General features: G+C 71.3%; 20 protein-coding genes. 10 read left to right on the top strand and 10 right to left on the bottom strand.

Annotation, left to right across the window (positions count from 1 at the left end; all coding sequences use genetic code 11):
• Positions 1-5: 5 nt before the first annotated feature.
• Complete coding sequence (locus WMF20_RS21625) at positions 6-995, bottom strand: hypothetical protein (protein WP_437616418.1); 990 nt, start codon at positions 993-995, stop codon at positions 6-8.
• A gap of 774 nt (positions 996-1,769) precedes the next feature.
• Between WMF20_RS21625 and WMF20_RS21630 the strand changes: the two genes are divergently transcribed.
• From WMF20_RS21630 to WMF20_RS21665, 8 genes are all read left to right on the top strand, one after another.
• The gene (locus tag WMF20_RS21630) at positions 1,770-2,189 is read left to right on the top strand and encodes a hypothetical protein (RefSeq protein WP_437616420.1); all 420 of its coding nucleotides are present in this window, start codon (positions 1,770-1,772) and stop codon (positions 2,187-2,189) included.
• 90 nt (positions 2,190-2,279) lie between these two features.
• On the top strand, positions 2,280-3,989 hold the full coding sequence (ilvB, locus tag WMF20_RS21635) for a biosynthetic-type acetolactate synthase large subunit (protein WP_129576142.1): 1,710 nt from the start codon (positions 2,280-2,282) through the stop codon (positions 3,987-3,989).
• A 128-nt stretch (positions 3,990-4,117) separates the two neighbouring features.
• Positions 4,118-4,669, top strand: a complete 552-nt coding sequence (gene ilvN / locus WMF20_RS21640) for an acetolactate synthase small subunit (protein ID WP_129576143.1) — start codon at positions 4,118-4,120, stop codon at positions 4,667-4,669.
• A gap of 60 nt (positions 4,670-4,729) precedes the next feature.
• Positions 4,730-5,743, top strand: coding sequence for a ketol-acid reductoisomerase (gene ilvC / locus WMF20_RS21645; RefSeq protein WP_437616422.1), 1,014 nt, complete (start codon positions 4,730-4,732; stop codon positions 5,741-5,743).
• Positions 5,744-5,804: 61 nt separating this feature from the next.
• Entirely contained in the window at positions 5,805-7,481 is a 1,677-nt protein-coding gene (locus WMF20_RS21650; protein WP_437616424.1) for a 2-isopropylmalate synthase, read from the top strand.
• Positions 7,482-7,565: 84 nt separating this feature from the next.
• A complete protein-coding gene (gene cimA / locus WMF20_RS21655; RefSeq protein WP_129576145.1) occupies positions 7,566-9,212 on the top strand; it encodes a citramalate synthase in 1,647 nt (548 codons plus the stop codon).
• Positions 9,209-10,273, top strand: a complete 1,065-nt coding sequence (gene leuB / locus WMF20_RS21660) for a 3-isopropylmalate dehydrogenase (RefSeq protein ID WP_437616426.1) — start codon at positions 9,209-9,211, stop codon at positions 10,271-10,273. The genes cimA and leuB overlap by 4 nt, the downstream gene beginning before the upstream one ends.
• A 212-nt stretch (positions 10,274-10,485) precedes the next feature.
• Positions 10,486-10,773 carry an antibiotic biosynthesis monooxygenase family protein gene (locus tag WMF20_RS21665; protein WP_437616428.1) on the top strand — a complete coding sequence of 96 codons (288 nt, stop codon included), beginning with the start codon at positions 10,486-10,488 and terminating at the stop codon, positions 10,771-10,773.
• On the opposite strand, the gene WMF20_RS21670 is transcribed toward WMF20_RS21665, so the two are convergent.
• The 3 genes from WMF20_RS21670 to WMF20_RS21680 form a co-directional block, all read right to left on the bottom strand.
• Positions 10,749-11,006: a hypothetical protein gene (locus WMF20_RS21670; protein ID WP_437616430.1), complete on the bottom strand. Its 258-nt coding sequence runs from the start codon at positions 11,004-11,006 to the stop codon at positions 10,749-10,751. The genes WMF20_RS21665 and WMF20_RS21670 overlap by 25 nt on opposite strands.
• Positions 11,003-11,203: a PAS domain-containing protein gene (locus WMF20_RS21675; protein ID WP_437616432.1), complete on the bottom strand. Its 201-nt coding sequence runs from the start codon at positions 11,201-11,203 to the stop codon at positions 11,003-11,005. The genes WMF20_RS21670 and WMF20_RS21675 overlap by 4 nt, the downstream gene beginning before the upstream one ends.
• Positions 11,204-11,379: 176 nt before the next feature.
• A complete protein-coding gene (locus WMF20_RS21680) occupies positions 11,380-11,592 on the bottom strand; it encodes a hypothetical protein (RefSeq protein ID WP_437616434.1) in 213 nt (70 codons plus the stop codon).
• Positions 11,593-12,212: 620 nt separating this feature from the next.
• On the opposite strand from WMF20_RS21680, the gene WMF20_RS21685 reads away from it, so the two are divergent.
• Positions 12,213-12,740, top strand: coding sequence for a hypothetical protein (locus WMF20_RS21685; RefSeq protein WP_437616436.1), 528 nt, complete (start codon positions 12,213-12,215; stop codon positions 12,738-12,740).
• A 249-nt stretch (positions 12,741-12,989) separates the two neighbouring features.
• Here WMF20_RS21685 and WMF20_RS21690 read toward each other — a convergent pair whose 3' ends face one another.
• A complete protein-coding gene (locus tag WMF20_RS21690) occupies positions 12,990-14,366 on the bottom strand; it encodes an MFS transporter (RefSeq protein WP_437616438.1) in 1,377 nt (458 codons plus the stop codon).
• A 225-nt stretch (positions 14,367-14,591) separates the two neighbouring features.
• Positions 14,592-16,190 (bottom strand): serine/threonine-protein kinase, encoded by a 1,599-nt coding sequence (locus WMF20_RS21695; protein ID WP_437616440.1) that lies wholly within the window; start codon positions 16,188-16,190, stop codon positions 14,592-14,594.
• A gap of 475 nt (positions 16,191-16,665) precedes the next feature.
• On the opposite strand from WMF20_RS21695, the gene dusB reads away from it, so the two are divergent.
• The gene (gene dusB, locus WMF20_RS21700) at positions 16,666-17,652 is read left to right on the top strand and encodes a tRNA dihydrouridine synthase DusB (RefSeq protein WP_437616442.1); all 987 of its coding nucleotides are present in this window, start codon (positions 16,666-16,668) and stop codon (positions 17,650-17,652) included.
• A gap of 146 nt (positions 17,653-17,798) precedes the next feature.
• On the opposite strand, the gene WMF20_RS21705 is transcribed toward dusB, so the two are convergent.
• The 4 genes from WMF20_RS21705 to WMF20_RS21720 form a co-directional block, all read right to left on the bottom strand.
• The gene (locus WMF20_RS21705) at positions 17,799-19,304 is read right to left on the bottom strand and encodes an HAD-IG family 5'-nucleotidase (protein WP_165374120.1); all 1,506 of its coding nucleotides are present in this window, start codon (positions 19,302-19,304) and stop codon (positions 17,799-17,801) included.
• Positions 19,305-19,479: 175 nt separating this feature from the next.
• On the bottom strand, positions 19,480-20,043 hold the full coding sequence (locus WMF20_RS21710) for an STAS domain-containing protein (protein ID WP_437616444.1): 564 nt from the start codon (positions 20,041-20,043) through the stop codon (positions 19,480-19,482).
• 7 nt (positions 20,044-20,050) lie between these two features.
• Entirely contained in the window at positions 20,051-20,617 is a 567-nt protein-coding gene (locus WMF20_RS21715; RefSeq protein WP_129576153.1) for a SpoIIE family protein phosphatase, read from the bottom strand.
• Positions 20,614-21,243, bottom strand: a complete 630-nt coding sequence (locus WMF20_RS21720) for an ATP-binding protein (protein WP_129576154.1) — start codon at positions 21,241-21,243, stop codon at positions 20,614-20,616. Before WMF20_RS21720 ends, WMF20_RS21715 begins: the two co-directional genes overlap by 4 nt.
• Positions 21,244-21,361: the final 118 nt, after the last annotated feature.

Raw genomic sequence — 21,361 nt, forward strand, 5'->3', positions numbered from 1 at the left:
CCCGCCTACTCGCCCGCGCCGGCGCAGGGCGCGGCCGCGTGCCCCCGCGACCGCTGCGGGAAGGCCCACCGCACGGCCCCGGTCAACACCCAGCCGCCCCCCCCGCGGCTGTCGACCTGGATGCCGGGATCGACGTACACCTGCACGCGCTCGCTGAGCTCCGCGCCGACCTCCAGCACGCTCGTCGACACGACGCGGGGCGCGCCGCGGTGGTTGAAGTGAAAGCTCTGGTCCGGGCTCACCCAGAAGCCGCGCGGCAGCTCGACGATCGCGAAGGGCCGCACCACCGACGTCTGGATGTCGTCGCGCCGCGGATCGCCGCCGAACGACACCGCGTGCTGCAGCTGGAGCCCCAGCCGCGCGGGCCGCGCCACGCGGACGTACGCTTGAACGAGGGGCGCGACCTGGTTCTTGCCCGAGCCCAGCGCGCGGCGCGTCGCCGAGTCGAGGACGAGATCCGAGCCGACGACGAGCGCGAACCGCGGCGTGCCGATCGCGCGGACGAGCGGCCGGATCAGGACGTCGCCGAGCCCCGCGTCGCGCCGGCCATCGGGCCCGCTCGCGACCGCGAGCGGCACGTCCGCGCGCAGCGCGAAGCTCCTGTCGAAGGCGTAGTCCCCCCGGAGCACCGTGGCGTTGTAGAAGCCGCCGCTGCCGCGCGAGACGTAATCGTCCCGGAGCTCGAGGAAGGTGCTCAGGTTGGCCGCCGCCGGCGCTGGCGTCCGGGGCGTCGGGGCGGTGCGCGGCCCCGGCCCGCGGCGCGGCGGCGCTGGCGGCGGCGGCAGCGGCAGCGGCCGCGCGGGCTGGGCGCTCGCGAGCTCCGCGAGCTCCGCTCGTCGCGCGGGATCGACGCGATCCGCGGCGGCGCCGGCCCGCGCGCTGCACAGCGCGACGAGCCCGATCGCGGCGGGAGAGGCCGCGCGGCGGCGCCGGCGACCGCAGGGCGAGACCGTTCGATTGGCAGGGCGCGCCTGCGCCACGCGATGCGCTTGCATGGCGGTTCCATGGTGGAGCCGCGCGAACCGGCGGCAGTCGGTTCAAGGCAGCACTCCGCACTTCGGGCGCGCACGAAACGAGGTCCGGTGTTTGCTCACACCTCCCCTGGCGCTCCGGCACCGCGCCGCATCCGCTCGTCGCCGCGCGCTCCCTGCGATGCGCGCGATGCGCTCGATGCGCCTCGCAGGGCCCGCCGGGCGCCGCGATCGAGCGACGCTTCCATGCACACCGCGCGCGCCCCCGTCGCGCCGTTGCGCCGTCGCGGCCAGAGCGGCGCATCGGCGAGCGACGCGGACAGCGCGTGTTCGTGCAGAACGTCACGCGCTCGCGGTGGGCATGCGCGAACAAAAAAAAAGTGCACGAAACACCGCAGAAACACGCGATCTGTAAAGAAATAACTTGACGCGACGCAGCAGCTCTGCAAGCTAGAGGCACTCACGCTATGCAGAAGTCGACGTGCACCGCCAGCGCCCACGCCTCCGGCGATGGGAACCCCGCTGTGAAGCTGGTGCACCGCGCTTCGTCGGCGACCTCGGCGGCGCGTCCGCTTGTCGTCGAGGGCGGCGTGTCCGTCGGGCTCCTAGCGGGCCTAGCCATTCCTGCGCTCGTCAGCCTAGTCGACGTCGTCGGGCTGATTCGCGTCGGGAACGGGTGCGGGCCGCCGCTCTGAGCTGAGCAGCATGGAGATAGGCCCCCGCACCGAGAAGGTCCGGGGGCTTTCGTTTTTCTGGCCTGTGGGTTCACGAAGAGCAGCCGTCGTCAAGGAGGATCAGGTGAGCAAGGAACATTCGAGGAAGAATCGCGAGGACGCCTCGAGCGAGGCCGTTGGCCAGCGCATCGCGGAGCTCGCAGAGCTCGTCGCCGCGGGCTGTGGGATGCCCGTCGCGTCGAGCGCCGTGCGCGAGGAGTTCGAGGCGCTCGTCGACGAGATCCGCGCGCGCGCGAGCGGCGGCGCCGTCCGCGCGCCCCAGCGCTCCTCGACGCGCCTGAAGGGCGCGCGCCCGGACGGCGCCGCCGAGGCCTCGTTCGAGTTCCACTCCGACCCGCCCTCCGCGCGACCCGGCGCGGCCCCCGCCGCGGGCACCTCGCGCGTCGTGTCGCTCGACGACGCGCGGCGGGTGCTCGACGCGCTCCGCCGCGAGGAGAGCAGCGGCGGCGGCCCGCGGGAGGACCTCCAGCGCGCGATCGCCTAAATTACCGAACCCCTGAGAGACGGCGGAACCCGCGGCCAAGGCGCCCACGGCGCCATCTTCCACCAGCGTGACTCGATCGGAGTCGAGACTATGAAACGAACCGGCGCACAGATTATCTGGGAAGTCCTCGTCCGCGAAGGCGTGGACGTGGTCTTTGGCTACCCGGGCGGCGCGATCATGCCCGCCTACGACACGATCCTCGGCTACCCGATCCGCCATGTCCTCGTCCGGCACGAGCAGGGCGCGGCGCACATGGCGGACGGGTACGCCCGCGCCTCGGGCAAGGTCGGCGTGGCGGTCGCCACCTCGGGCCCCGGCGCGACGAACCTCGTCACCGGGATCGCGACGGCGATGCTCGACTCGTCGCCGATCGTCTGTATCACCGGGCAGGTGTCCTCGAAGCTGCTCGGGACCGACGCCTTCCAGGAGACGGACATCACCGGCGTCACCCTGCCCATCACCAAGCACAACTACCTCGTGACCGAGGTCCAGGACATCGCCCCCGCCATCCGCGAGGCGTTCTACATCGCGCGCTCGGGCCGCCCGGGCCCGGTGCTCGTCGACATCACCAAGGACGCCCAGCAGGCGTCGATCGACTTCGAGCCGCCGAAGGGCGAGGTCCGCCTGCCCGGCTACCGCCCGGGCTACCACGCCGTCCAGACGGACATCGAGAAGGCGATCGAGCTCATCGACGAGGCCGAGCGGCCGCTCATCCTCGCCGGCCAGGGCATCGTCCGGGCGGAGGCGACGCGCGAGCTCCTCGCCTTCGTGGAGAAGACGGGCATCCCCGTCGCGTCCACGCTGCTCGGCCTCGGCGGCTTCCCGGCGACCCACCCGCTCAGCCTCGGCATGATGGGCATGCACGGCGAGGCGTGGGTGAACACCGCCATCCAGGAGGCCGACCTCCTCATCGCGCTCGGGATGCGCTTCGACGACCGCGTGACCGGCAACCTCAAGACCTACGCGGTGAAGGCGAAGAAGATCCACGTCGAGATCGACCGCTCCGAGATCAACAAGAATGTCAAGGTCGACGTCGGCCTCGTCGGGGACGTCCGGGACACGCTCCTGTCGCTCATCCCCGGGTGCAAGCAGCGCAACCGGAGCGCCTGGGTCGAGCGCATCAGCACCCTGAAGGGCGACTCGGCGGTCCGTGACATTCAACAATTGCCGTACCACGACAAACTGTACGCCGCGCACGTGATGCACGACCTCTGGCGGCTCACCGACGGCAAGGCGCTTGTGGTAACCGACGTCGGCCAGCACCAGATGTGGGAAGCGCAGTACTACAAGCACGATCACCCGCGGAAGCTCATCACCTCCGGCGGGCTCGGCACGATGGGCTTCGCCCTGCCTGCGGCGATCGGCGCGCGCTTCGCGAAGCCGAACGACGAGGTCTGGGTGGTCGTGGGCGACGGCGGCTTCCAGATGACCGCGTGCGAGCTGTCGACCTGCGCGCAGGAGGGCATCAAGGTCCACGTGGCCGTCATCAACAACGGCTACCTCGGCATGGTGCGCCAGTGGCAGGAGTTCTTCTACAACCGGCGCTACTCGGCGACCCCGATGCGCAGCCCGGACTTCGTGAAGCTCGCCGAGGCCCACGGGCTGACCGGCATCCGCGTGACGAAGCGCGAGGAGATCGCGGGCGCGGTCGAGCGCGCCCGCGCGACGCCGGGCACCGTGGTCATCGACTTCCGCGTCGAGCAGGAGGACAGCGTCTACCCGATGGTCCCCGCGGGCGCCGACCTGAACGACATGATCCGCCGCCCGAGCCCCATCCTGGAGACCGGGGAGGATCCGTGAACGCACCCGTAGAGGCGCGCGCCCCGAGCGCTCGTCCGGCGCGCGCGCCGGGCGAGCGGGGCGCGTACGAGCGCGTCGCGGCCGCTGCCGGGCGCCCCAGAGACAAGAGGGACTTTCAAGAGGCATCCATGGATCGACCCATCCTGCGCACGTTCATCGCCTACGTCGAAGACCGCCCCGGCGTGCTCAACCGCGTCGCGTCGCTGTTCCGGCGCCGCGCGTACAACATCGAGTCGCTGAGCGTCGGGCGCACCCACATCGCCGGGGTCTCGCGCCTCACCCTGGTCCTCGAGGCGGACGAGGACGGGGCGCGCCGCCTGGAGGCGAACCTGTACAAGCTGGTCAACACCCTCTGGGTCCGCGACGTCACCCACACGGCCTCGGTCGCGCGCGACCTCGCGCTGATCAAGGTGAAGGCGGACGCGACGACCCGCGCGCAGGTGCTCCAGCTCTGCGAGGTGTTCCGCGCGCGCACCGTCGACGTCGCCCCCGAGGCGCTCACCATCGAGATCACCGGCACCGGCGACAAGATCGAGGGCCTGCTCGACGTGCTCCGCCCGTTCGGGATCATCGAGATGGTGCGGACGGGGATGATCGTGATGACCCGCGGCGCCGAGGAGGCCGAGGCCAGGCTCGACACCGTGCTGCCTGCGCGCGGAGCCGACAGCAGCGCGCCCTGATGACGGATGACGTGAAGGACGGGAGCCGCGAGGTGCGGATCCCTGTTGAAGGAGAGTGAGATGGCGAAGATTTTTTATGAGAACGACGCGGATCTGTCGCTCATCCAGAGCAAGAAGATCGCGATCGTAGGCTATGGCTCCCAGGGGCACGCCCACGCGCTGAACCTGCGCGACAGCGGCGCGACGGTGATCGTCGCCCTGCCCGAGGGCAGCAAGAGCCGGCCCAAGGCGCAGGCCGCGGGGCTTCAGGTGGCCACGGTGTCCGAGGCCGCGAAGGCCGCCGACGTCATCATGATCCTCGCGCCCGACACGTCGCAGGCCCGCATCTACAACGAGCAGATCGCGCCGCACCTCGGCCCGGGCAAGACGCTCATGTTCGCGCACGGGTTCAACATCCGCTTCAACACGATCACGCCCCCCGCGTCGGTCGACGTCTCGATGATCGCGCCGAAGGGCCCCGGGCACCGGGTGCGCGAGACGTACGAGGCCGGCGGCGGCGTCCCGGCCCTGCTCGCCGTCCACCAGGACGCGAGCGGCAAGGCGCAGGCGCAGGCGCTCGCCTACGCGAAGGGCATCGGCGCGACGCGCGCCGGCGTGCTCCTCACGACGTTCGCTGAGGAGACCGAGACCGACCTGTTCGGCGAGCAGGCGGTGCTCTGCGGCGGCGCGAGCGAGCTCGTGAAGGCCGGGTTCGAGACGCTCGTGAACGCCGGCTACCAGCCGGAGATCGCGTACTTCGAGTGTCTGCACGAGCTCAAGCTCATCGTCGACCTCATGTACCGCGGCGGCCTCAACTACATGCGGTACTCGATCAGCGACACCGCCGAGTACGGCGACTACGTGTCCGGCCCGCGCGTCATCACCGACCGCACGCGCGAGGAGATGAAGCGCATCCTGGCCGACATCCAGAGCGGCGACTTCGCGCGCAAGTGGATCGCGGAGAACGAGGAGGGCCGGCCGAAGTTCGAGGCGACGCGGGCCAAGGAGCGGGAGCAGCGGCTCGAGGTCGTGGGCGCCAACCTGCGCAAGATGATGCCGTTCATCGACCCCGTCACCATCAAGCCCGGCGACTGAGCCTCTCCACTCGTGGGAGGCGGCGGAGAACACCATGCCTGAGATGATTGCGAATCAAGCGATGCCCCCGTCCGATTACGTGCGCATCTTCGACACCACGCTGCGTGACGGCGAGCAGTCGCCGGGCGCGACGATGACGTCCTCGGAGAAGCTCGAGATCGCGCTCGCGCTGGCGAAGCTCGGCGTCGACGTCATCGAGACGGGCTTCCCCGCCGCTTCCCCCGACGACCTGCTCGCCGTCCAGACGATCGCCGAGCGCGTGGGCGCGGCCGCGGTCCCCGGCCGCCCCGCCGCGACCCCGCCGATCATCTGCGCGCTCGCCCGCGCCACCAAGGTCGACATCGACAAGGCGTGGGAGGGCGTCTCCCGGGCCGCGCACCCGCGGATCCACACCTTCCTCGCCACGAGCGACATCCACCTCAAGCACAAGCTCCGGATGACCCGGGCCGAGGTGCTCGACCGCGTGCGGGCCATGGTCGCGTACGCGCGCGACCTCTGCGCCGACGTGGAGTTCAGCCCCGAGGACGCCGGCCGGAGCGAGCCCGAGTTCCTCTACCAGGTGCTCGAGGCCGCGATCGCCGCCGGGGCCACCACGCTCAACATCCCGGACACGGTCGGCTACACCATGCCGAGCGAGTTCGGCGCGCTCATCGCGGGCATCCGCAAGAACGTCCCGGGGATCGACCGCGCCATCATCTCGGTGCACTGCCACAACGACCTCGGGCTCGCGACGGCGAACGCCCTGGAGGGCATCCGCGCGGGCGCGCGCCAGGCCGAGGTGACCATCAACGGCATCGGCGAGCGCGCCGGCAACACCGCGCTCGAGGAGGTCGTCATGGCGCTCGCGACGCGCCGGGCCGTCTTCGGGCTGCGCACCGGCATCGACACGACCCAGATCGCCACGGTGAGCCGCCTCGTCAGCGCCGCGACGGGCTTCAACGTCCAGCCGAACAAGGCGATCGTCGGCGCCAACGCCTTCGCGCACGAGTCGGGCATCCACCAGGACGGGATGCTGAAGCACCAGGAGACGTACGAGATCATGCGGCCGGAGATGGTCGGGGTGACGCAGACCCGGCTCGTCCTCGGCAAGCACTCGGGCAGGCACGCGCTCAGGAACCGGCTCGAGGAGCTCGGCTACCACCTCGACGAGGCCCAGCTCGCGGCGGCGTTCGCCAGCTTCAAGGCGCTCGCCGACAAGAAGAAGCACGTCACCGATCCCGACATCGAGGCGATCGTCTCCACCACGCGGGCGCAGGGCGACGAGCTCTACACGCTCGACGCGCTCCAGGTCGCCTGCGGGACCACCGGGATGCCCACGGCCACGGTCCGCCTCCGCGGGCCGGACGGGGCGCTGCACGTGCGCGCCGCGATCGGCACCGGGCCGGTGGACGCGGCCTACCGGGCGATCGACGAGATCGTCCGCGTGCCGAGCAGCCTCCTCGAGTTCTCCGTGCACGCGGTGACCGAGGGGATCGACGCGCTCGGCGAGGTGAGCGTCCGGGTCCGGGCGGACGCGACGTCGAGCAAGCGGCACCCGCAGCACGACGCCTCGCACCGGGTGTTCCACGGCCACGGCGCCGACACGGACATCCTGGTCGCCAGCGCGAAGGCGTACCTCACCGCCTTGAACCGGCTCCTCGCGACCTACGGCGTCGAGCCCAGGGAAGACGCGGCGGCGTCCGAGAGCAACGAGAGCAACCAGAGCGGCCACGGCGCCGCCGTCGAGAGCGCGAGGTAGGCCGGTGCGCCGAGCGCACGAGGGCCCCGCGCGGGGCCGGCGAGCTCGGCGGCCTGCCCCCGCCGCACAAGGAAGTTGAAGCTTATGAATCCGCCTCTCAACGGCGCGGAGCAGGGCGCCCGCCCCGCGGACCGCGTCGACGTTTACGACACCACGCTACGGGACGGCACCCAGCGCGAGGGCATCTCGCTCGCGTGCGAGGACAAGCTGCAGATCGCGCGCCACCTCGACGCGTTCGGCCTGACCTTCATCGAGGGCGGCTGGCCCGGCTCGAACCCGAAGGACGCGCAGTTCTTCGAGCGGGCGAAGGACATCGAGTGGAAGCACGCGAAGATCGCCGCGTTCGGCTCGACGCGCCGGGCCTCGCTCGCCCCCGAGGACGACCCCGGCCTGCGCGCGCTGCTCGCCGCCGGCACCAGCGTCTGCACGATCTTCGGCAAGAGCTCGACGCAGCACGTGACCGCGGTGCTGCGCACGACGCTCGACGAGAACCTCCGGATGATCGAGGAGACCGTCGCCTACCTGCGCGCGCACGGCCGCCGCGTGGTCTACGACGCCGAGCACTTCTTCGACGGGTTCGCGCTCGACCGGTCGTACGCGATCGAGACGCTGCGCGCCGCGGCGCGCGGCGGGGCCGAGGTGCTCACGCTCTGCGACACGAACGGCGGCTCGATGCCGTGGCAGGTCGAGGCGATCGTGGCCGAGATGAAGGCGCTGCTCGGCCACCCGCTCGGCGTCCACGCGCACAACGACGGCGAGCTCGCGGTCGCCAACTCGCTCGCCGCCGTGCGCGCGGGCGCCCGCCACGTCCAGGGCACGATCAACGGCTACGGCGAGCGCTGCGGGAACGCGAACCTCTGCGCGATCATCCCGAACCTCGAGCTGAAGCTCGGCCTCAGGGCGCTGCCGGAGGGGGCGCTCCGCGGGCTCACCGAGCTCTCGCACTACGTCGCCGAGCTGGCGAACCTCGCCCCCGACGATCACATGGCCTACGTCGGGCGGAGCGCCTTCGCGCACAAGGGCGGCGTGCACGTCGCGGCGATGCGGCGCGAGCCGGCGTCCTACCAGCACATCGACCCCGCGCTCGTCGGCAACGCGATGCGCACCGTGGTGAGCGAGCTGTCGGGCCGCGGCAACCTCCTCAGCAAGGCCGAGGAGTTCGGGCTCGAGGTGAAGGCCGGCGCCGAGGTGGAGGTGCTCGAGCAGATCAAGGAGCGCGAGGCGCGCGGCTCGTCGTTCGAGGCGGCCGAGGCGTCGGTGGCGCTCTTGCTCCGCCGGAGCTCGCCGGGCTACAAGCCGCCGTTCCGGCTGCTCGATTTCAAGGTCATCGCGGGCCAGCGCGAGGGCGTCGGCACCTTCGCCGAGGCGATGATCAAGATCGCGGTCGGCGACGAGGTGGTGATCACGGCGGCCGAGGGGTCGGGCCCCGTCAACGCGCTCGACGGCGCGCTCCGCAAGGCGCTCGCGCCCGTGTTCCCTGCCGTGCGCGACATCCAGCTCGTCGACTACAAGGTCCGCATCCTCGACGGGCGCGACGGCACCTCGGCGACGACGCGCGTGCTCATCGACAGCCGCGACGCGCACCGCCAGTGGAGCACGGTCGGCGCCTCGACGAACATCATCGACGCTTCCTGGCATGCGCTCGCGGACGGGATCGAGTATGGGCTCACGCTCGCAGCGCGAGAGCCAGCGCAGTACACATCCACGTTGCCTGCCAGCGAGGTCGCATGAAGGCCAATATCGTTCTTTTGCCCGGTGACGGCATCGGCGTCGAGGTGGTCGCCGAAGCCCGCGTCACCCTCGATGCCATCGCCGCCCAGTTCGGCCACAGCTTCACGTACTCCGAGCACCTCATCGGCGGGTGCGCCATCGACGCGACCGGCACCGCGCTCACGCCGGAGACGCTCGACGCGTGCCGCGCGGCCGACGCCGTCCTCCTCGGCGCGGTGGGCGGCCCGAAGTGGGACAACCCGAGCGCGAACGTCCGGCCCGAGCAGGGGCTGCTCGCGCTGCGCCAGGGCCTCGGCCTGTTCGCGAACCTGCGGCCGATCCGCCTGTTCCCGGAGCTCGTCCAGGCCTCCCCGCTCAAGCCGGAGCGGCTCGCGGACGTCGACATCCTGGTCGTCCGGGAGCTCACGGGCGGGCTCTACTTCGGCAAGCCGCGCCTCCGCGAGGAGGTGAACGGGCGCAGGCGCGCGGTCGACACGCTCGAGTACACGGACGAGGAGATCCAGCGCGTCGTCGAGCTCGCGTTCCGCCTGGCCGCGCCGCGCCGGCGGCTCGTCACGTCGGTCGACAAGGCGAACGTCCTCGAGTCGTCGCGGCTCTGGCGGACGGTGGCGACCGAGGTCGCCGCGCGCCACCCGGAGATCCGCATCGAGCACCAGCTCGTCGACTCGTGCGCGATGCGGCTGATCACGGCGGCGGCGGCGTTCGACGTCATCGTCACCGAGAACATGTTCGGCGACATCCTGACCGACGAGGCGGCCGTGCTCGCCGGCTCGCTGGGGCTCTGTCCGAGCGCGTCGCTGGGCGAGGGCACGCGCGGGGTCTACGAGCCGATCCACGGCTCGGCGCCCGACATCGCCGGCAAGGGGCTCGCCAACCCGATCGGGACGATCCTGAGCGCCGCGATGCTGCTCCGCCACTCGCTGCGCCTCGACAAGGAGGCGGCGGCGCTGGAGCGCGCCGTGGCGCAGGCGATCGCCGCCGGCGCCAGGACGGCGGACCTCGGCGGCAAGCTGTCGACCCAGGCGATGGGCGAGGCGGTGCGGGCGAAGCTCGCGGCCTGATCGCCCGCGCGGGGCGGGCCTGGGCGGCCCGGAGGGGTCGCCGCCGCCTCGACGGCGCGCCGCCAGAGCGACAAGCGGGTTGAAACCGCTCGCAAGAGCAGAAATTCGAGCCGCCAAGGACGCCAAGATCTTCTCTTCTTCTTGGCGTTCTTAGCGTTCTTGGCGGTTCATTTCTCGGTCGCTCGACGTGATTGGTGTTCTAGAACGCCACCATGTTCATCGTCGTCAACACCATCACCGCCTCCGGGCCGGCGCTCCAGGCCATGGTGGAGAGCTTCCGGCGAGCAGCGCCGGAGATGCGGCAGTTCTCCGGCTTCCTCGGCCTCGAGATCTGGCTGGGCGACGGCGGCCTCCGGGCGGTCTCGAGGTGGGAGAGCCGGGAGGCGTTTCAGCAGTACCCGAGGTCCGAGGTGTTCCGGCGCCATCACCGCGGCATGGGCGGCGAGCAGGCGCTCCGGGCCGCGCAGATCACGTTCTACGAAGGCGAGATCATGGCGTGAGCGGTCCCTGAGCCGCGGCGGTCCCTGAGCCGCCCGGCGGTCAGCGCGCCGCGCGCCGGCAGCATCCGGGCCTGCCGCCGGACGGCGGCCTCCAGCCGCTCCCTCTCCTCCTCGGCGCGCTTCTGCGCGGTGATGTCGCGGGCGACGAGGACGAGCCCCAAGAGCTCGTCCTTGGGGCCGCGCAGCGTGCTGGCCGAGAGGGCGATGGGGACCCCCGCGCCCTTCCGGGTCACGAGGGCCGACGCCTCGTTGACGATCCGGCCCGCCTGCCGCAGCGCTCGATCACCGAGGCCGCCCCGCCCTCCCCGAGCACCCGCTCCGCCGGCAGCTCCAGGATCTCGTCCCTCGAGTGGCCGAGGAGCTCCAGGGCCGCGCGGTTCGCGCTCTCGATCGACCCGTCCACCTCGAGCACGAGGAGCGCGTCGGGCATCGCGGAGAGGAACGAGCAGCGCGAGGGCGCAGTGCCCCTTCGCTGCCTCCGCTCCTGCGAAGTACTCCCGCGCTGCCCTGTCCACCGTCTTTTGCGCGCGGATATCGACCCGACGGGGCGCGGCGTGCGGTGGTGGCCGGATTTGAACATGAAGGCGGGAAGGCGGGAAGAAAAGATCAATGATCTTCCTGCCTTCCCGCCTTCATGTGAATCACTCCGGGGCAAATTGGGCCACCACCCGGCGTGCCGCCTCCGAGCTCGATGGTGGCCCTGACGACCTCCTGTGCGAAGGCCAGGCTCATGTGCACAGGAAACGCAGTCGCGCGGATGATTCCATCGTCCTCAAGCCGGAGTATCTGGGCGGACGTCACGATCTCGCGAACCTTCATGCCGCATCCTCTACCGCGCCGCGCCAGCCGCACAGCGCTCGCCCAGCGGGCAGGAGCCTCGGGTGCTCCGCGTCACCTCGGTTGATCGAGCTGCTCGTATTTCAGGGCACGACCACGGCAGTCTTACGACTATAAGGCATCTCTCGCCGGCTTGTCCATAGCGCCGCAGTCCGACGCGCTTCCGTGCTCCCACGCTCCACGCTCCCGCGCTCCACGTTTCCGCGCTCCACGTTTCCGCGCTCCACGTTTCCGCGCCCGCACGCATTGTCTCTTGCGCCCGTGTGCGCGCCCGCCGGCCGCAGCGGTTCGCCCGCCCTCGGCCCTAGCCTCCCCGCGCGATCGCTGTCTGCGCCGCGCGCAAGCTGGGAAAGCGCGTATCGCCACCGGGAGGATCTCCCGGGGGGGCCGAAGAGGGGCGCGCGGCGGCCCTCCCCGCGCGCAGGAGCGCCGAAAGCATCCATGGTGTCTCAGGTGTCCTTTCTGGGGTAATCGACATCACGCCCCTGACACCACACATGATCTCGCGACGGGGAAGCTCAGGTCCCCGCGCGTCGACGCTCGTCGTCGCGACGGGCGTTGGCGCCATCCACATGAGTCGATGTGCACAGGAGAATGGGAACATGAGCCAATTGACGAAGTTCGCATCGCTCGTCGCGCTCTCGACGGCGCTCTCCGCGGCCGGCGTGGCCGTGGCGGCCGAGGCGACGACGGACGACACGGCGGTCCAAACCGACGAGGCGAAGCCGGCGGTTCAGGGCGAGGAGATGGACTCCGCAGATCAGGAGTCGAGCGCGGCGCCGTCGATGGGCGTGAGCCCGGAGGACGCGAGCGCAGCAGACCCCGGCTCGGCGAACGCCGGCGCGGCGAGCTCCGGTGAGGAGAGCGCCAGCGAGAGCCCTGACGCGACATCGCGCTTCTGGGGCGGCTGGGGCGGCTGGGGCCGGCCCTGGGGCTGGGGCGGCGGCTTCTGGGGCCGGCCCTGGGGCTGGGGCGGCTGGGGCCGGCCCTGGGGCTGGGGCGGCTGGGGCGGCTGGGGCCGCCCCTGGGGCTGGGGCGGCGGCTTCTGGGGCCGGCCCTGGGGCTGGGGCGGCGGCTGCGGCGGCTGGGGCGGCGGCTGGGGCGGCGGCTGCGGCGGCTGGGGCTGGTAGCGAGCGCCGTCGACCGCGCGGCCCGGTGACGACGACGCGCGGCCCTCGATGAGCGGCGGCAGCGCCGTGGCTCGGTCCTCGCCACGGCGCTTCACGCCCTCAGGACCTCACGGTCGGCTCCAGAGCGGTCAACGGTCCAGGCTCCCGTGTCCCGCCGAGGCTTCGTCGCGTCGCGCCGCGGAGGAGCCTCGGCGTCAGGAGACGTCCGAGGCGCGCCAGCGCGCTCGGCGGCGCGCCGGCCCGCGCGGCTCAGGCGTCGGCCTCGGCGAGGCTCGGGATGCGGTTCACGAGGAAGCGGGTCCTCATGTAACACCACCACGTGAGCCCGATGCAGGTGAGATAGAAGACGAAGAAATACATGACCGCCGTCGTGGCCCCGCCCGTCGCCTTGATCGAGGCGCCGAAGCTCCGCGGGATGAAGAAGCCGCCGAGCGCCCCGACCGCCGAGGTGAACCCGAGGACGGCGGCGCTCTGGCGCCGCGCGGCGATCAGCGCCTCGTTGCGCGCCGCCTCGCCCCTGCCCTGCGCCGCGCGCAGGTGGTCGCGCCGGAAGAGCACGGGGACCATCCGGAAGGTCGAGCCGTTGCCGATGCCGGTCGAGACGAACATGATCATGAACATCGTGACGACCCCGGCGTAGCTCTTCTCGTTCAGGAAGTGGATGATCCCGAGCGACGCGAGGCCCATCACCACGAAGTTGCAGAACGTGATGCGCGCCCCGCCGATCTTGTCCGCGAGGTAGCCGCCCAGCGGGCGGGCCACCGAGCCGATGAGCGCGCCGAGGAACGTGAGCTCGAGCGTCACGGCGGGGAACTGCATCTTGAGCAGCAGCGGCAGGGCCGCCGAGTAGCCGATGAACGAGCCGAACGTGCCGACGTACAGCCACGCGATGATCCAGGTGTGCTTGTTCCTGGCGGCGGCCGCCTGATCTTTCCAGTTCGACTTCGCCGACGCCAGGTTGTTCATGAAGAAGTACGCGCCGCCCGCCGAGAGGAGGATGAGCGGGATCCACATCAGCCCCGCGTTTTGCAGGTAAATCCCAGACTCGGTGTGATACCCGCCGATCGCCGTCGCGACCGCGCCCGGCCCGATGAGGAGCGGCACGAGGAGCTGCACGTTGCTGACGCCGATGTTGCCGCCGGCGGCGTTGAGCCCGAGCGCCAGCCCCTTCTTCTTGTCCGGATAGAAGAACGAGATGTTCGCCATGCTGGAGGCGAAGTTGCCCCCGCCGAGCCCCGCGGTCGCCGCCGCGAGCGCCATGAGCCAGAACGGCGTGTCCGGCCTGGTCACGAGTACCGAGAGCGAGATCGTGGGGATCAGCAAGAGGAGCGCGCTGACGATGGTCCAGTTGCGCCCGCCGAACTTGGGGACGGCGAACGTGTACGGGAACCGGATCAGCGCGCCGACGAGGCCCGGGATCGCGACCAGCAAGAAGAGCTGGTCCGTGGTGTAGTCGAAGCCGACCTTGGGGAGCCGGGTGGCCGTCACGCTCCAGAGCAGCCAGACGGAAAAGCCGATGTTCTCGGCGATGATCGACCAGATGAGGTTCCGACGAGCGATCCGCTTCCCTGTCTTCTCCCAAAATGCCTCATCGTCGGGATTCCACTCGGTAATCAAAGTCGACATCTGTCCTCCTCACCGAGACCAGGGCGCGGCGGCCATGAGCCATGGCGCACGAGGCGGCCGCGCTCCGATCAATTCCTGCTCTGCATCGGCCTCTGCGTCATACAGGCAGCGATCAAAAATCGGAGTTTCTCGTGTGTTTCCGAACCGTTTCGACGCACTTTTCCCGTGCGGCGCCGGTCTCGTGGACGGCCGCCTTCGCGGCGAGGAGCGCGCGGTGTCTCGGTGTTATCGCGCTGAGGCGGTTTGCGTGGAGCCGCCCCGCGCCGGCGCGAGGCGCTCGGGCGGGGCCTCGAGCTGGCCGAGCTTCTCCGCTCGATCGGTCACCCAGAAGCGCTCCGCGTCCGCCGCGCTCCAGGCGGACTCGTCGAGCAGCGGGAGGAGCGCGTCGTACAGCGCGCGCGCGCTCTGGAAGCGGTGGCGCGGGTCCTTGGCGAGGCAGCGCAGGACGAGGCGATCGACCGCGCGCGGGACGACCGGGCCGCGGCGCACCGACGGCGCGAGCGGGGCCTTCGTCATGTGCGCGACGAAGAGCTGCCCCGACGACGAGCCCTCGAACGGCAGCTCCCCGGTGAGCAGGAAATAGAGCGTGCCGCCGAGCGAGTAGACGTCGCTGCGCGCGTCGGCGCGGTCGCCGCGGCACACCTCGGGCGCCATGTAGGCGGGCGTCCCGCAGAGCATACCGCTGTTCGTCAGCTCGGCGTCCCGGCCGCCCTCGACCATCCGCGCGACGCCGAAATCGAGCAGCTTGAGGAAGTCGTGATCGTCGCCCACGCGGGTGACGAAGAGGTTCTGCGGCTTGATGTCCCGGTGGATGATCCCGGCCTCGTGCGCCTCGATGAGCGAGCGGCAGGCCTGCAGGGCGAAGCGCACGGCGCGCGCCACGGGCATGGGGCCGTAGTTGCGCACGATGGCGGCGAGATCGGCCCCGCGCAGGTGCTCCATCGCGATGTAGTAGATGCCGTCGTCGCTCGCGCCGAAGTCGAAGATCCGGATCGTGTGCGGGTCGCTGAGCTTGCTGGCCGCGTGCGCCTCCTGCTCGAAGCGCTTCAGCACCGCCGGGTCGGGCGCGTCGCGGGTCCGCAGGAGCTTGAGGGCGACGCCGCGCTGGAGCGTCTCGTCCCAGGCGAGCCAGACCTCGCTCATCCCCCCTTTGCCGATCGGCGCCTCGAGCCGATACCTGCCCAGCTTGCGCGCCTGATAGACCTGCTGCTGCGCGGCCCAGACCACGTGGCTCGACAGGGCCCCGATGACCCCCGAGGAGGGGACGAAGATATAATGGCTCGCGGCCGTGAGCAGCGTCGTCGGGTCGAGCCACGCCGAGAGGATGTCTGGGGAGAAGACCGCGGCGACGCCCATGACGGTCGGGAAGGCGAGGAACATCGGCGCGGAGGCGAGCAGCGCCTTGCCGAACGGCGCCGGCACGAGCGCGGTGCGCAGCAGCACGACGATGGAGAGGCCGTGCATGTACGCGCTCGTCAGGCCGCCGAAATCGAGCGCCATGAGCGAGATGAAGATCGCGGCGATGAGGAACGCCGTGTCGTACCCGAGCAGCACGACGCGCCCCGAGACGGTCGGGCGGCCCGAGAGCCGGTACACGGCGATGGCGATCGCCTGCTCGATCATGCGCATGACGACGAAGCGCCACATCGGCGCCGCGGGGTACAGCACGGTCGCCATGAACACGTCGACGAGCGTGAACGCGGGCCATATCCAGAGAGCGACCCGGAAAGCGCGGCGGACCGCGCGGCGGACGCTCTCGGTGTCCTGGGCGGTCAGCGTGCCGCGCCGCGCGCCGATCGCGCGGGTCTCGCGCTCCTTGAGCATGCGCGACGACGCCGAGCGCTCAGCGAGGAGAGCGTCTCTGAGCAGCGCGCGCTTCATGGCACACTCGAGGGTCGCCAGAGCCGCGCCGCACGTCAAGCGAGCGTTGCGGTCATCTGCGCGGCTGGTTTCCTCGGACACGATGGCGGTCTGCGCCGCGCGGCGTCTCCCACCCAGGATGTCATACCAAACAAGGCCGCTCGCCGCAGGACCTGCCGTGTTCGTGCGCTGCCGGCACACACGTCCCGAGATCCGAGGTGGCGAATGCCGGCCGCGCCCCCGCGCTTCCGCGCCTCCGCGCCCCCGCGCTTCCGCGCCTCCGCGCCTCCGCGCCCCGCGCTTCCGCGCCCCCGCGCCCCGCGCTTCCGCGCCCCCGCGCCTTTGCGCCCCCGTGGCTCCCGCCCGGCGGGCCCGGCGCCCGGGGGCCGCGGCGTCGCCCTGGTCAACCGGCCGGATCCGTGCTTGAAAGCTCGCCACCGTGCCGCTCTCGCCCGAAAGCTTTCGCCGGCTGTTCCAAGGCCGCCCCGTCGTCCTCGCGCCCATGGAGGACGTGACGGACGCCGTCTTCCGCCGCATCTGCCGCGAGCTCGGCGCCGAGCTGTGCGTGACGGAGTTCGTCAACGTCGAGGGGCTCCTGCGCGGGTGCAAGACCGCGCGGCGCAAGCTCGCCCTGTCCGCCGGCGACCAGCCGACGGCGATCCAGATCTACGGCGCCAACCCGGAGCGCCTCGCCGAGGCCGCGCGGGTCGCCGAGCAGGCAGGGCCGGCGTTCCTCGACATCAACTGCGGCTGCTGGGTGCCGAAGATCGCCGGCCGCGGCGCGGGCGCGGGCTGGCTGCGCGATCCGGAGGCGATGGTGGCCATGGCCCGGCTCGTGGTGCGCACCGTCTCGCTCCCGGTCACCGTGAAGACGCGCATCGGCTGGGGGCCCGAGTCCCACATGCCGATCGTCGACCTGGCGCGCCGCCTCGAGGACGCCGGCGTCGCCGCGCTCACGATCCACTGCCGCACGGCCCAGATGGGGCACAGCGGCGCGGCCGACTGGAGCTGGGCCGCCCGCGCGCGCGAGGTCGTGTCCATCCCCGTCGTGGTGAACGGCGACATCAAGACCGCCGACGACGCCGCCCGCGCCCTGCGGGAGACGGGGTGCGCCGGCGTGATGGTCGGCCGCGCCGCGATCGACCACCCCTGGGTCTTCCGCGAGGCCCGGGCGCTGCTCGACCACGGCGCGCGGCTCCCGCCGCCGACGGCCGAGGAGCGCCTCGCCCTGTGCCGCGCGCACCTCATCGCGAACACCGAGGCGCGCGGCGAGCCGCACGGCGTGCGCGTGACGCGGCGCCACCTGACCGGCTACCTCCGCGGCCTCTCCGGCGCGTCCGCCCTCCGGCGCGAGCTGCTCTTCTGCGACAGCCTGACGGGGTGCCTCGACATCCTCGACAGCGCCGCGCAGCGGCTCGCGGCCTGAGCCGCGCCTGGGCTCGTCCGGACGCACACCGGCTCGCGGCCTGAGCCGCGCCTGGGCTCGTCCGGCCGCGCAGCGGCGCTCGCCCTGCGCCCGCCGCGCCTCCGCCGGCCGCGCGCCGCAGGGCGCCAGAGCCGCGCCGGGGCCGCCTACATCCCCACGGGCGTCGCGTCGTCGACCGGGGCGGGCTCGCCGTTCTGCCGGTCGGCGCCCGGCGGCGCGCCCATGGGATCGTGCGGCAGGCTCCCGCGGTGCGAGCGGAGCAGCACGTGGGGCGTCGCCAGGAGAAAGTTGGAGACGCGCGACGTGTAGATGTCCGCCGAGCGCTCGATCTGCCGGGCCAGGTGGCTCTTGTCGTTCCCCGTGCGGAGGAGCAGCCCCCACCGCGGGTTCATCGTCTCGGCCGACGCCTTCGCGAGCGGGGCGATCCGCGCGTCGAGCGCCGCGAGGCTGACCTTGAGCTCGTTCATCTTCGCCTGGACCTCGGCCTCCGTCGCCCCGACGACCGGCCCGTAGCCGGCGCGCATCCGCTGGAGCTCGAGGCGCAGCCTCGCGTAGACGCGCTCCGCGTCCTCCTTCTCCCGCATCCAGAGATCGAGCCGCGCCTCGGCCCCCCGCGCCTCCTCGATCGCGACGATCTCCTCCTCGAGCTCCCGGATGATGAGCGCCGTGCGCCACCGGAGGACGCTCTTCGACACGTGCACGTCTCCATAGATGTGATCGCCGATATAGAGGATCTCGTCGCCGGACAGCCCGAGGTGGTGCTCGACGAGCCCCGCGTTGCCGCCGAGGTAGTGCCCCCCCTCGCGCAGCCGGCCGGCCGGGCGCAGGAGGCCGTCCTCCGTGACCACCTCGAACAGCGGGCTGCGGCTCGAGAAGAACTCCGGCTTCCGCGCGGACACGATCACCACGTCGAACAGGTCGCGCCACGTCATGCCGTCCGGCAGGAAGCGATCGAAGGCGTAGCTCATCATCGCGCGCGTGTAGACCCACTCGGAGTTCGTGATGAGGAGGAGCTTCTTGCCCGCCTCCTTCTGGTCGAGCAGCGTGAGCGGGGTCTCCGGATCGAGAAGCACGAACCGGTCCGGATCCGCGATGATCTCGGCCTTGAGCTGCCCCTCCATGTGCGTCGCGTCGAGGCGATCCTTCACGCGGCGGTAGAGGTCGCCGTAGCCGAGCACCTCGGGCAGCCGGCGCTGATCGAGCAGATCGACGAGCTTCGCGTACATGCACCCTTCCGAGAGCGAGAAGAGCGTGTTCAGGAAGACGTAGCGCTCGTCCGCCAGGTCGACGATGGTCCGCGCGTACGTCGCGCGCTGGGTCTCGAAGTCGATCGGCTGGGTGCCGTGGTACGCCCGCTTCACGTACCCGAACCGATTCACCTTGAGCAGGTTGCCGAGCTCGGTGTCCAGGATGAGCCCCCGGATCACGAGGTCCGGCTCGAAGGTCAGGTCTCCGACCGGCCAGCCCTCGCTCTCCAGCAGGTGGCGGAGGTGCTCATAGGCCCGACGCTCCCACGCCTCCACGCGGTAGTGGATCAGCGTGTAATCCATGTCGTACCCGATCGCCTTGATCGAACGGAGGTTCAGCGTCCGGTTGCAGAAGATCCCCCGCTGCTTGGGCGGCGGAGCGGAGAGGCAATCCAGCTTGTCCATGGTGAGATCGCCCGGAGAGCGGGCGTGAGGCATACCAGGGACCCGCGGCGTTGCCCACCGCGACCATCGCCGTCACCCGGCCGTCAGGAGGGCGCGTCCGGTGCGTCGATCGCGTGGATGGCGCGTGGATGGCGCGTGGATGGCGCGACGTCGTGCCGGCCGCGCTCGCGCGGGCTCAGCGGCGCCTGAGCCGGCTCTTGCCGCCGCCTTGCCCCCGCTCGGCGCTCGCGGCGGGCCGCGGCGAGCGCGCGGCCTGGGGCGCGCGCCTCGAGTCGCCGCGATCGTCCGCCTCCCATCCGTCGTCGTCGTCCTCGTCGTCCTCGTCGTCGAAGAGGTCGTCGTCGTCGTCCTCGTCGTCCTCGTCGCGCGCCTCGGCGCGGCGCACCTCGAGCCCGAGCATGGTGAGCGCCTGCTCGAGCGTCAGCGCCGTCTTCACCGCCGCGAGCTCGACCCCCATGGCCTGCAGCGTCATCGCGATCTCGGGGCTCAGCCCGGACAGGATCGTGGGCGTGCCCATGAGCCGCGCGGCGGAGGCAAGGTTCGACAGCACGGCGCACAGGTGGCTATCCATGATCCATACGGCCGTGAGATCGATGACCAGCCCCTTCGCGCCGCTCTCGTGGATGGCCCGCAGCACCTCGGTGTTCAGCTGCTCCGCGAGGTCGTCGGTCACGTCCCCCTGGATGGGCACCAGGATCCGGTCCCACAGGTTGATGATCGGAAGGCGCTTGAGCTCCATGGTCATCCTAAGGTTCGATGTCGGCGATCAAGACCGTTGAGTCGTCGTGCGAGCGCCGGTGTCGGCTCATGAGGACGCGGCAGGCCTCCGCGGCCTTCATCCCACGAAACAGCGAGAGGTCGAAGCGGGGCGAGATCCCGTCGGAGAAGACGACGAGCCGGTCGCCCGGCGCGAGCTGCGCGTCGAAGATCCGGGCCTTCCCGAGCGACGCGCCGAGGATGCCCGGGCTCTGGAGCCACTGCACGCGCGTGCCGTGGGACATCAGCTCGACGTTCCCGACGCCGCAGCCCTGGAGCCGCCCCTCCCGGAAGCGGCAGACCATGCCGGCGGCGCCGCGGGTCCCGCGGAGCCGCGCGTGGAGGCGGTCGATGAGGGCGCGGACGTCGTCGCCGCTCGGCGCGTCGGCGAGCGCCTTGAGCGCGACGTCCGCCGCGGCCGCCGCGTGCTCGCCGTGACCCAGCGCGTCGATGACCGCGAAGACGACCCCATCCTCGCCGGCCCGCACGAAGGCGGCGTCGCCGCTGACGCGCTCTCCATCCTTGGGAAGAATGGCGTACTCCACGGACAGCCTCACAGGTGGACCTCGATCTCCACCCGCGTCCCCTTCGGCCCCGAGTCGATCTGGAAGCGATCGGCCAGCCGCTTGACCCCGATGAGGCCGCGGCCCATGCCGGTCTTGCTCTTGTAGCGGCCGGCGAGGATCTCCTGCAGGTTCTGGATGCCGGCGCCCTCGTCCACCGCGACGATGAGGAAGCGGACCGGGCTGTCGCGCTGCACGGCGATCTCGATCGTCCCGCCTGGAGTATAATGGACGATGTTCCGGGCGAGCTCGCTGACGATGGTCGCGACCTTGTGCGAGGTGAAGCTCTTTGCGCCGGCCGCGTCGCAAACGGCCTTCGCGCTCAGGCGCGCCTCGCTGATGTCCGCCTCCACGTTGATGGCCATGACCTTCGAGCGCCGCGAAGGCCGATCGCCGCCGATCGCCGAAATTTCCGACTTGAGCCGACCGAGCCGCGCCGGATCGACATAAAGGCGGGCGCGGCGCTCGATGCTCGGAATGATGTCCGGGAGGTCGTCGAGCGAGAACTTCTCGGGCTGGATCTCCGCCTCCCGCATGGCCCGGAGCAGGACTCCCTCTGCGTTCATCGCCGAGAGATAGCCGAGCAGGACGTTGAGAATCTGTTCGTGCGCGGGAGTCATCCGGGAAGAGCCTGGAAGGGCAGGTTACCGGGGCCCCGCGTCCGCGTCGAGTGCGCGGCGACGGCCTCGCCGGGTACGTCAGCCAACACACGAGAGCGCAGCCTCGGGCCGGACATCG

It is taken from the genome of Sorangium sp. So ce834, assembly GCF_051521425.1.
GTDB classification, from domain to species: domain Bacteria; phylum Myxococcota_A; class Polyangia; order Polyangiales; family Polyangiaceae; genus Sorangium; species Sorangium cellulosum_D.

What these genes read in the sequence shown, in the direction of transcription:
- WMF20_RS21680 (WP_437616434.1), bottom strand. Translation starts at nt 11,592, where the DNA reads ATGAAGGTTCGCGAGATCGTGACGTCCGCCCAGATACTCCGGCTTGAG.
- ilvB (WP_129576142.1), top strand. Translation starts at nt 2,280, where the DNA reads ATGAAACGAACCGGCGCACAGATTATCTGGGAAGTCCTCGTCCGCGAA.
- WMF20_RS21720 (WP_129576154.1), bottom strand. Translation starts at nt 21,243, where the DNA reads ATGACTCCCGCGCACGAACAGATTCTCAACGTCCTGCTCGGCTATCTC.
- WMF20_RS21650 (WP_437616424.1), top strand. Translation starts at nt 5,805, where the DNA reads ATGCCCCCGTCCGATTACGTGCGCATCTTCGACACCACGCTGCGTGAC.
- WMF20_RS21710 (WP_437616444.1), bottom strand. Translation starts at nt 20,043, where the DNA reads ATGGAGCTCAAGCGCCTTCCGATCATCAACCTGTGGGACCGGATCCTG.
- ilvN (WP_129576143.1), top strand. Translation starts at nt 4,118, where the DNA reads ATGGATCGACCCATCCTGCGCACGTTCATCGCCTACGTCGAAGACCGC.
- WMF20_RS21665 (WP_437616428.1), top strand. Translation starts at nt 10,486, where the DNA reads ATGTTCATCGTCGTCAACACCATCACCGCCTCCGGGCCGGCGCTCCAG.
- WMF20_RS21705 (WP_165374120.1), bottom strand. Translation starts at nt 19,304, where the DNA reads ATGGACAAGCTGGATTGCCTCTCCGCTCCGCCGCCCAAGCAGCGGGGG.
- leuB (WP_437616426.1), top strand. Translation starts at nt 9,209, where the DNA reads ATGAAGGCCAATATCGTTCTTTTGCCCGGTGACGGCATCGGCGTCGAG.
- WMF20_RS21675 (WP_437616432.1), bottom strand. Translation starts at nt 11,203, where the DNA reads ATGCCCGACGCGCTCCTCGTGCTCGAGGTGGACGGGTCGATCGAGAGC.
- WMF20_RS21695 (WP_437616440.1), bottom strand. Translation starts at nt 16,190, where the DNA reads ATGCTCAAGGAGCGCGAGACCCGCGCGATCGGCGCGCGGCGCGGCACG.
- WMF20_RS21685 (WP_437616436.1), top strand. Translation starts at nt 12,213, where the DNA reads ATGAGCCAATTGACGAAGTTCGCATCGCTCGTCGCGCTCTCGACGGCG.
- WMF20_RS21690 (WP_437616438.1), bottom strand. Translation starts at nt 14,366, where the DNA reads ATGTCGACTTTGATTACCGAGTGGAATCCCGACGATGAGGCATTTTGG.
- cimA (WP_129576145.1), top strand. Translation starts at nt 7,566, where the DNA reads ATGAATCCGCCTCTCAACGGCGCGGAGCAGGGCGCCCGCCCCGCGGAC.
- WMF20_RS21625 (WP_437616418.1), bottom strand. Translation starts at nt 995, where the DNA reads ATGCAAGCGCATCGCGTGGCGCAGGCGCGCCCTGCCAATCGAACGGTC.
- ilvC (WP_437616422.1), top strand. Translation starts at nt 4,730, where the DNA reads ATGGCGAAGATTTTTTATGAGAACGACGCGGATCTGTCGCTCATCCAG.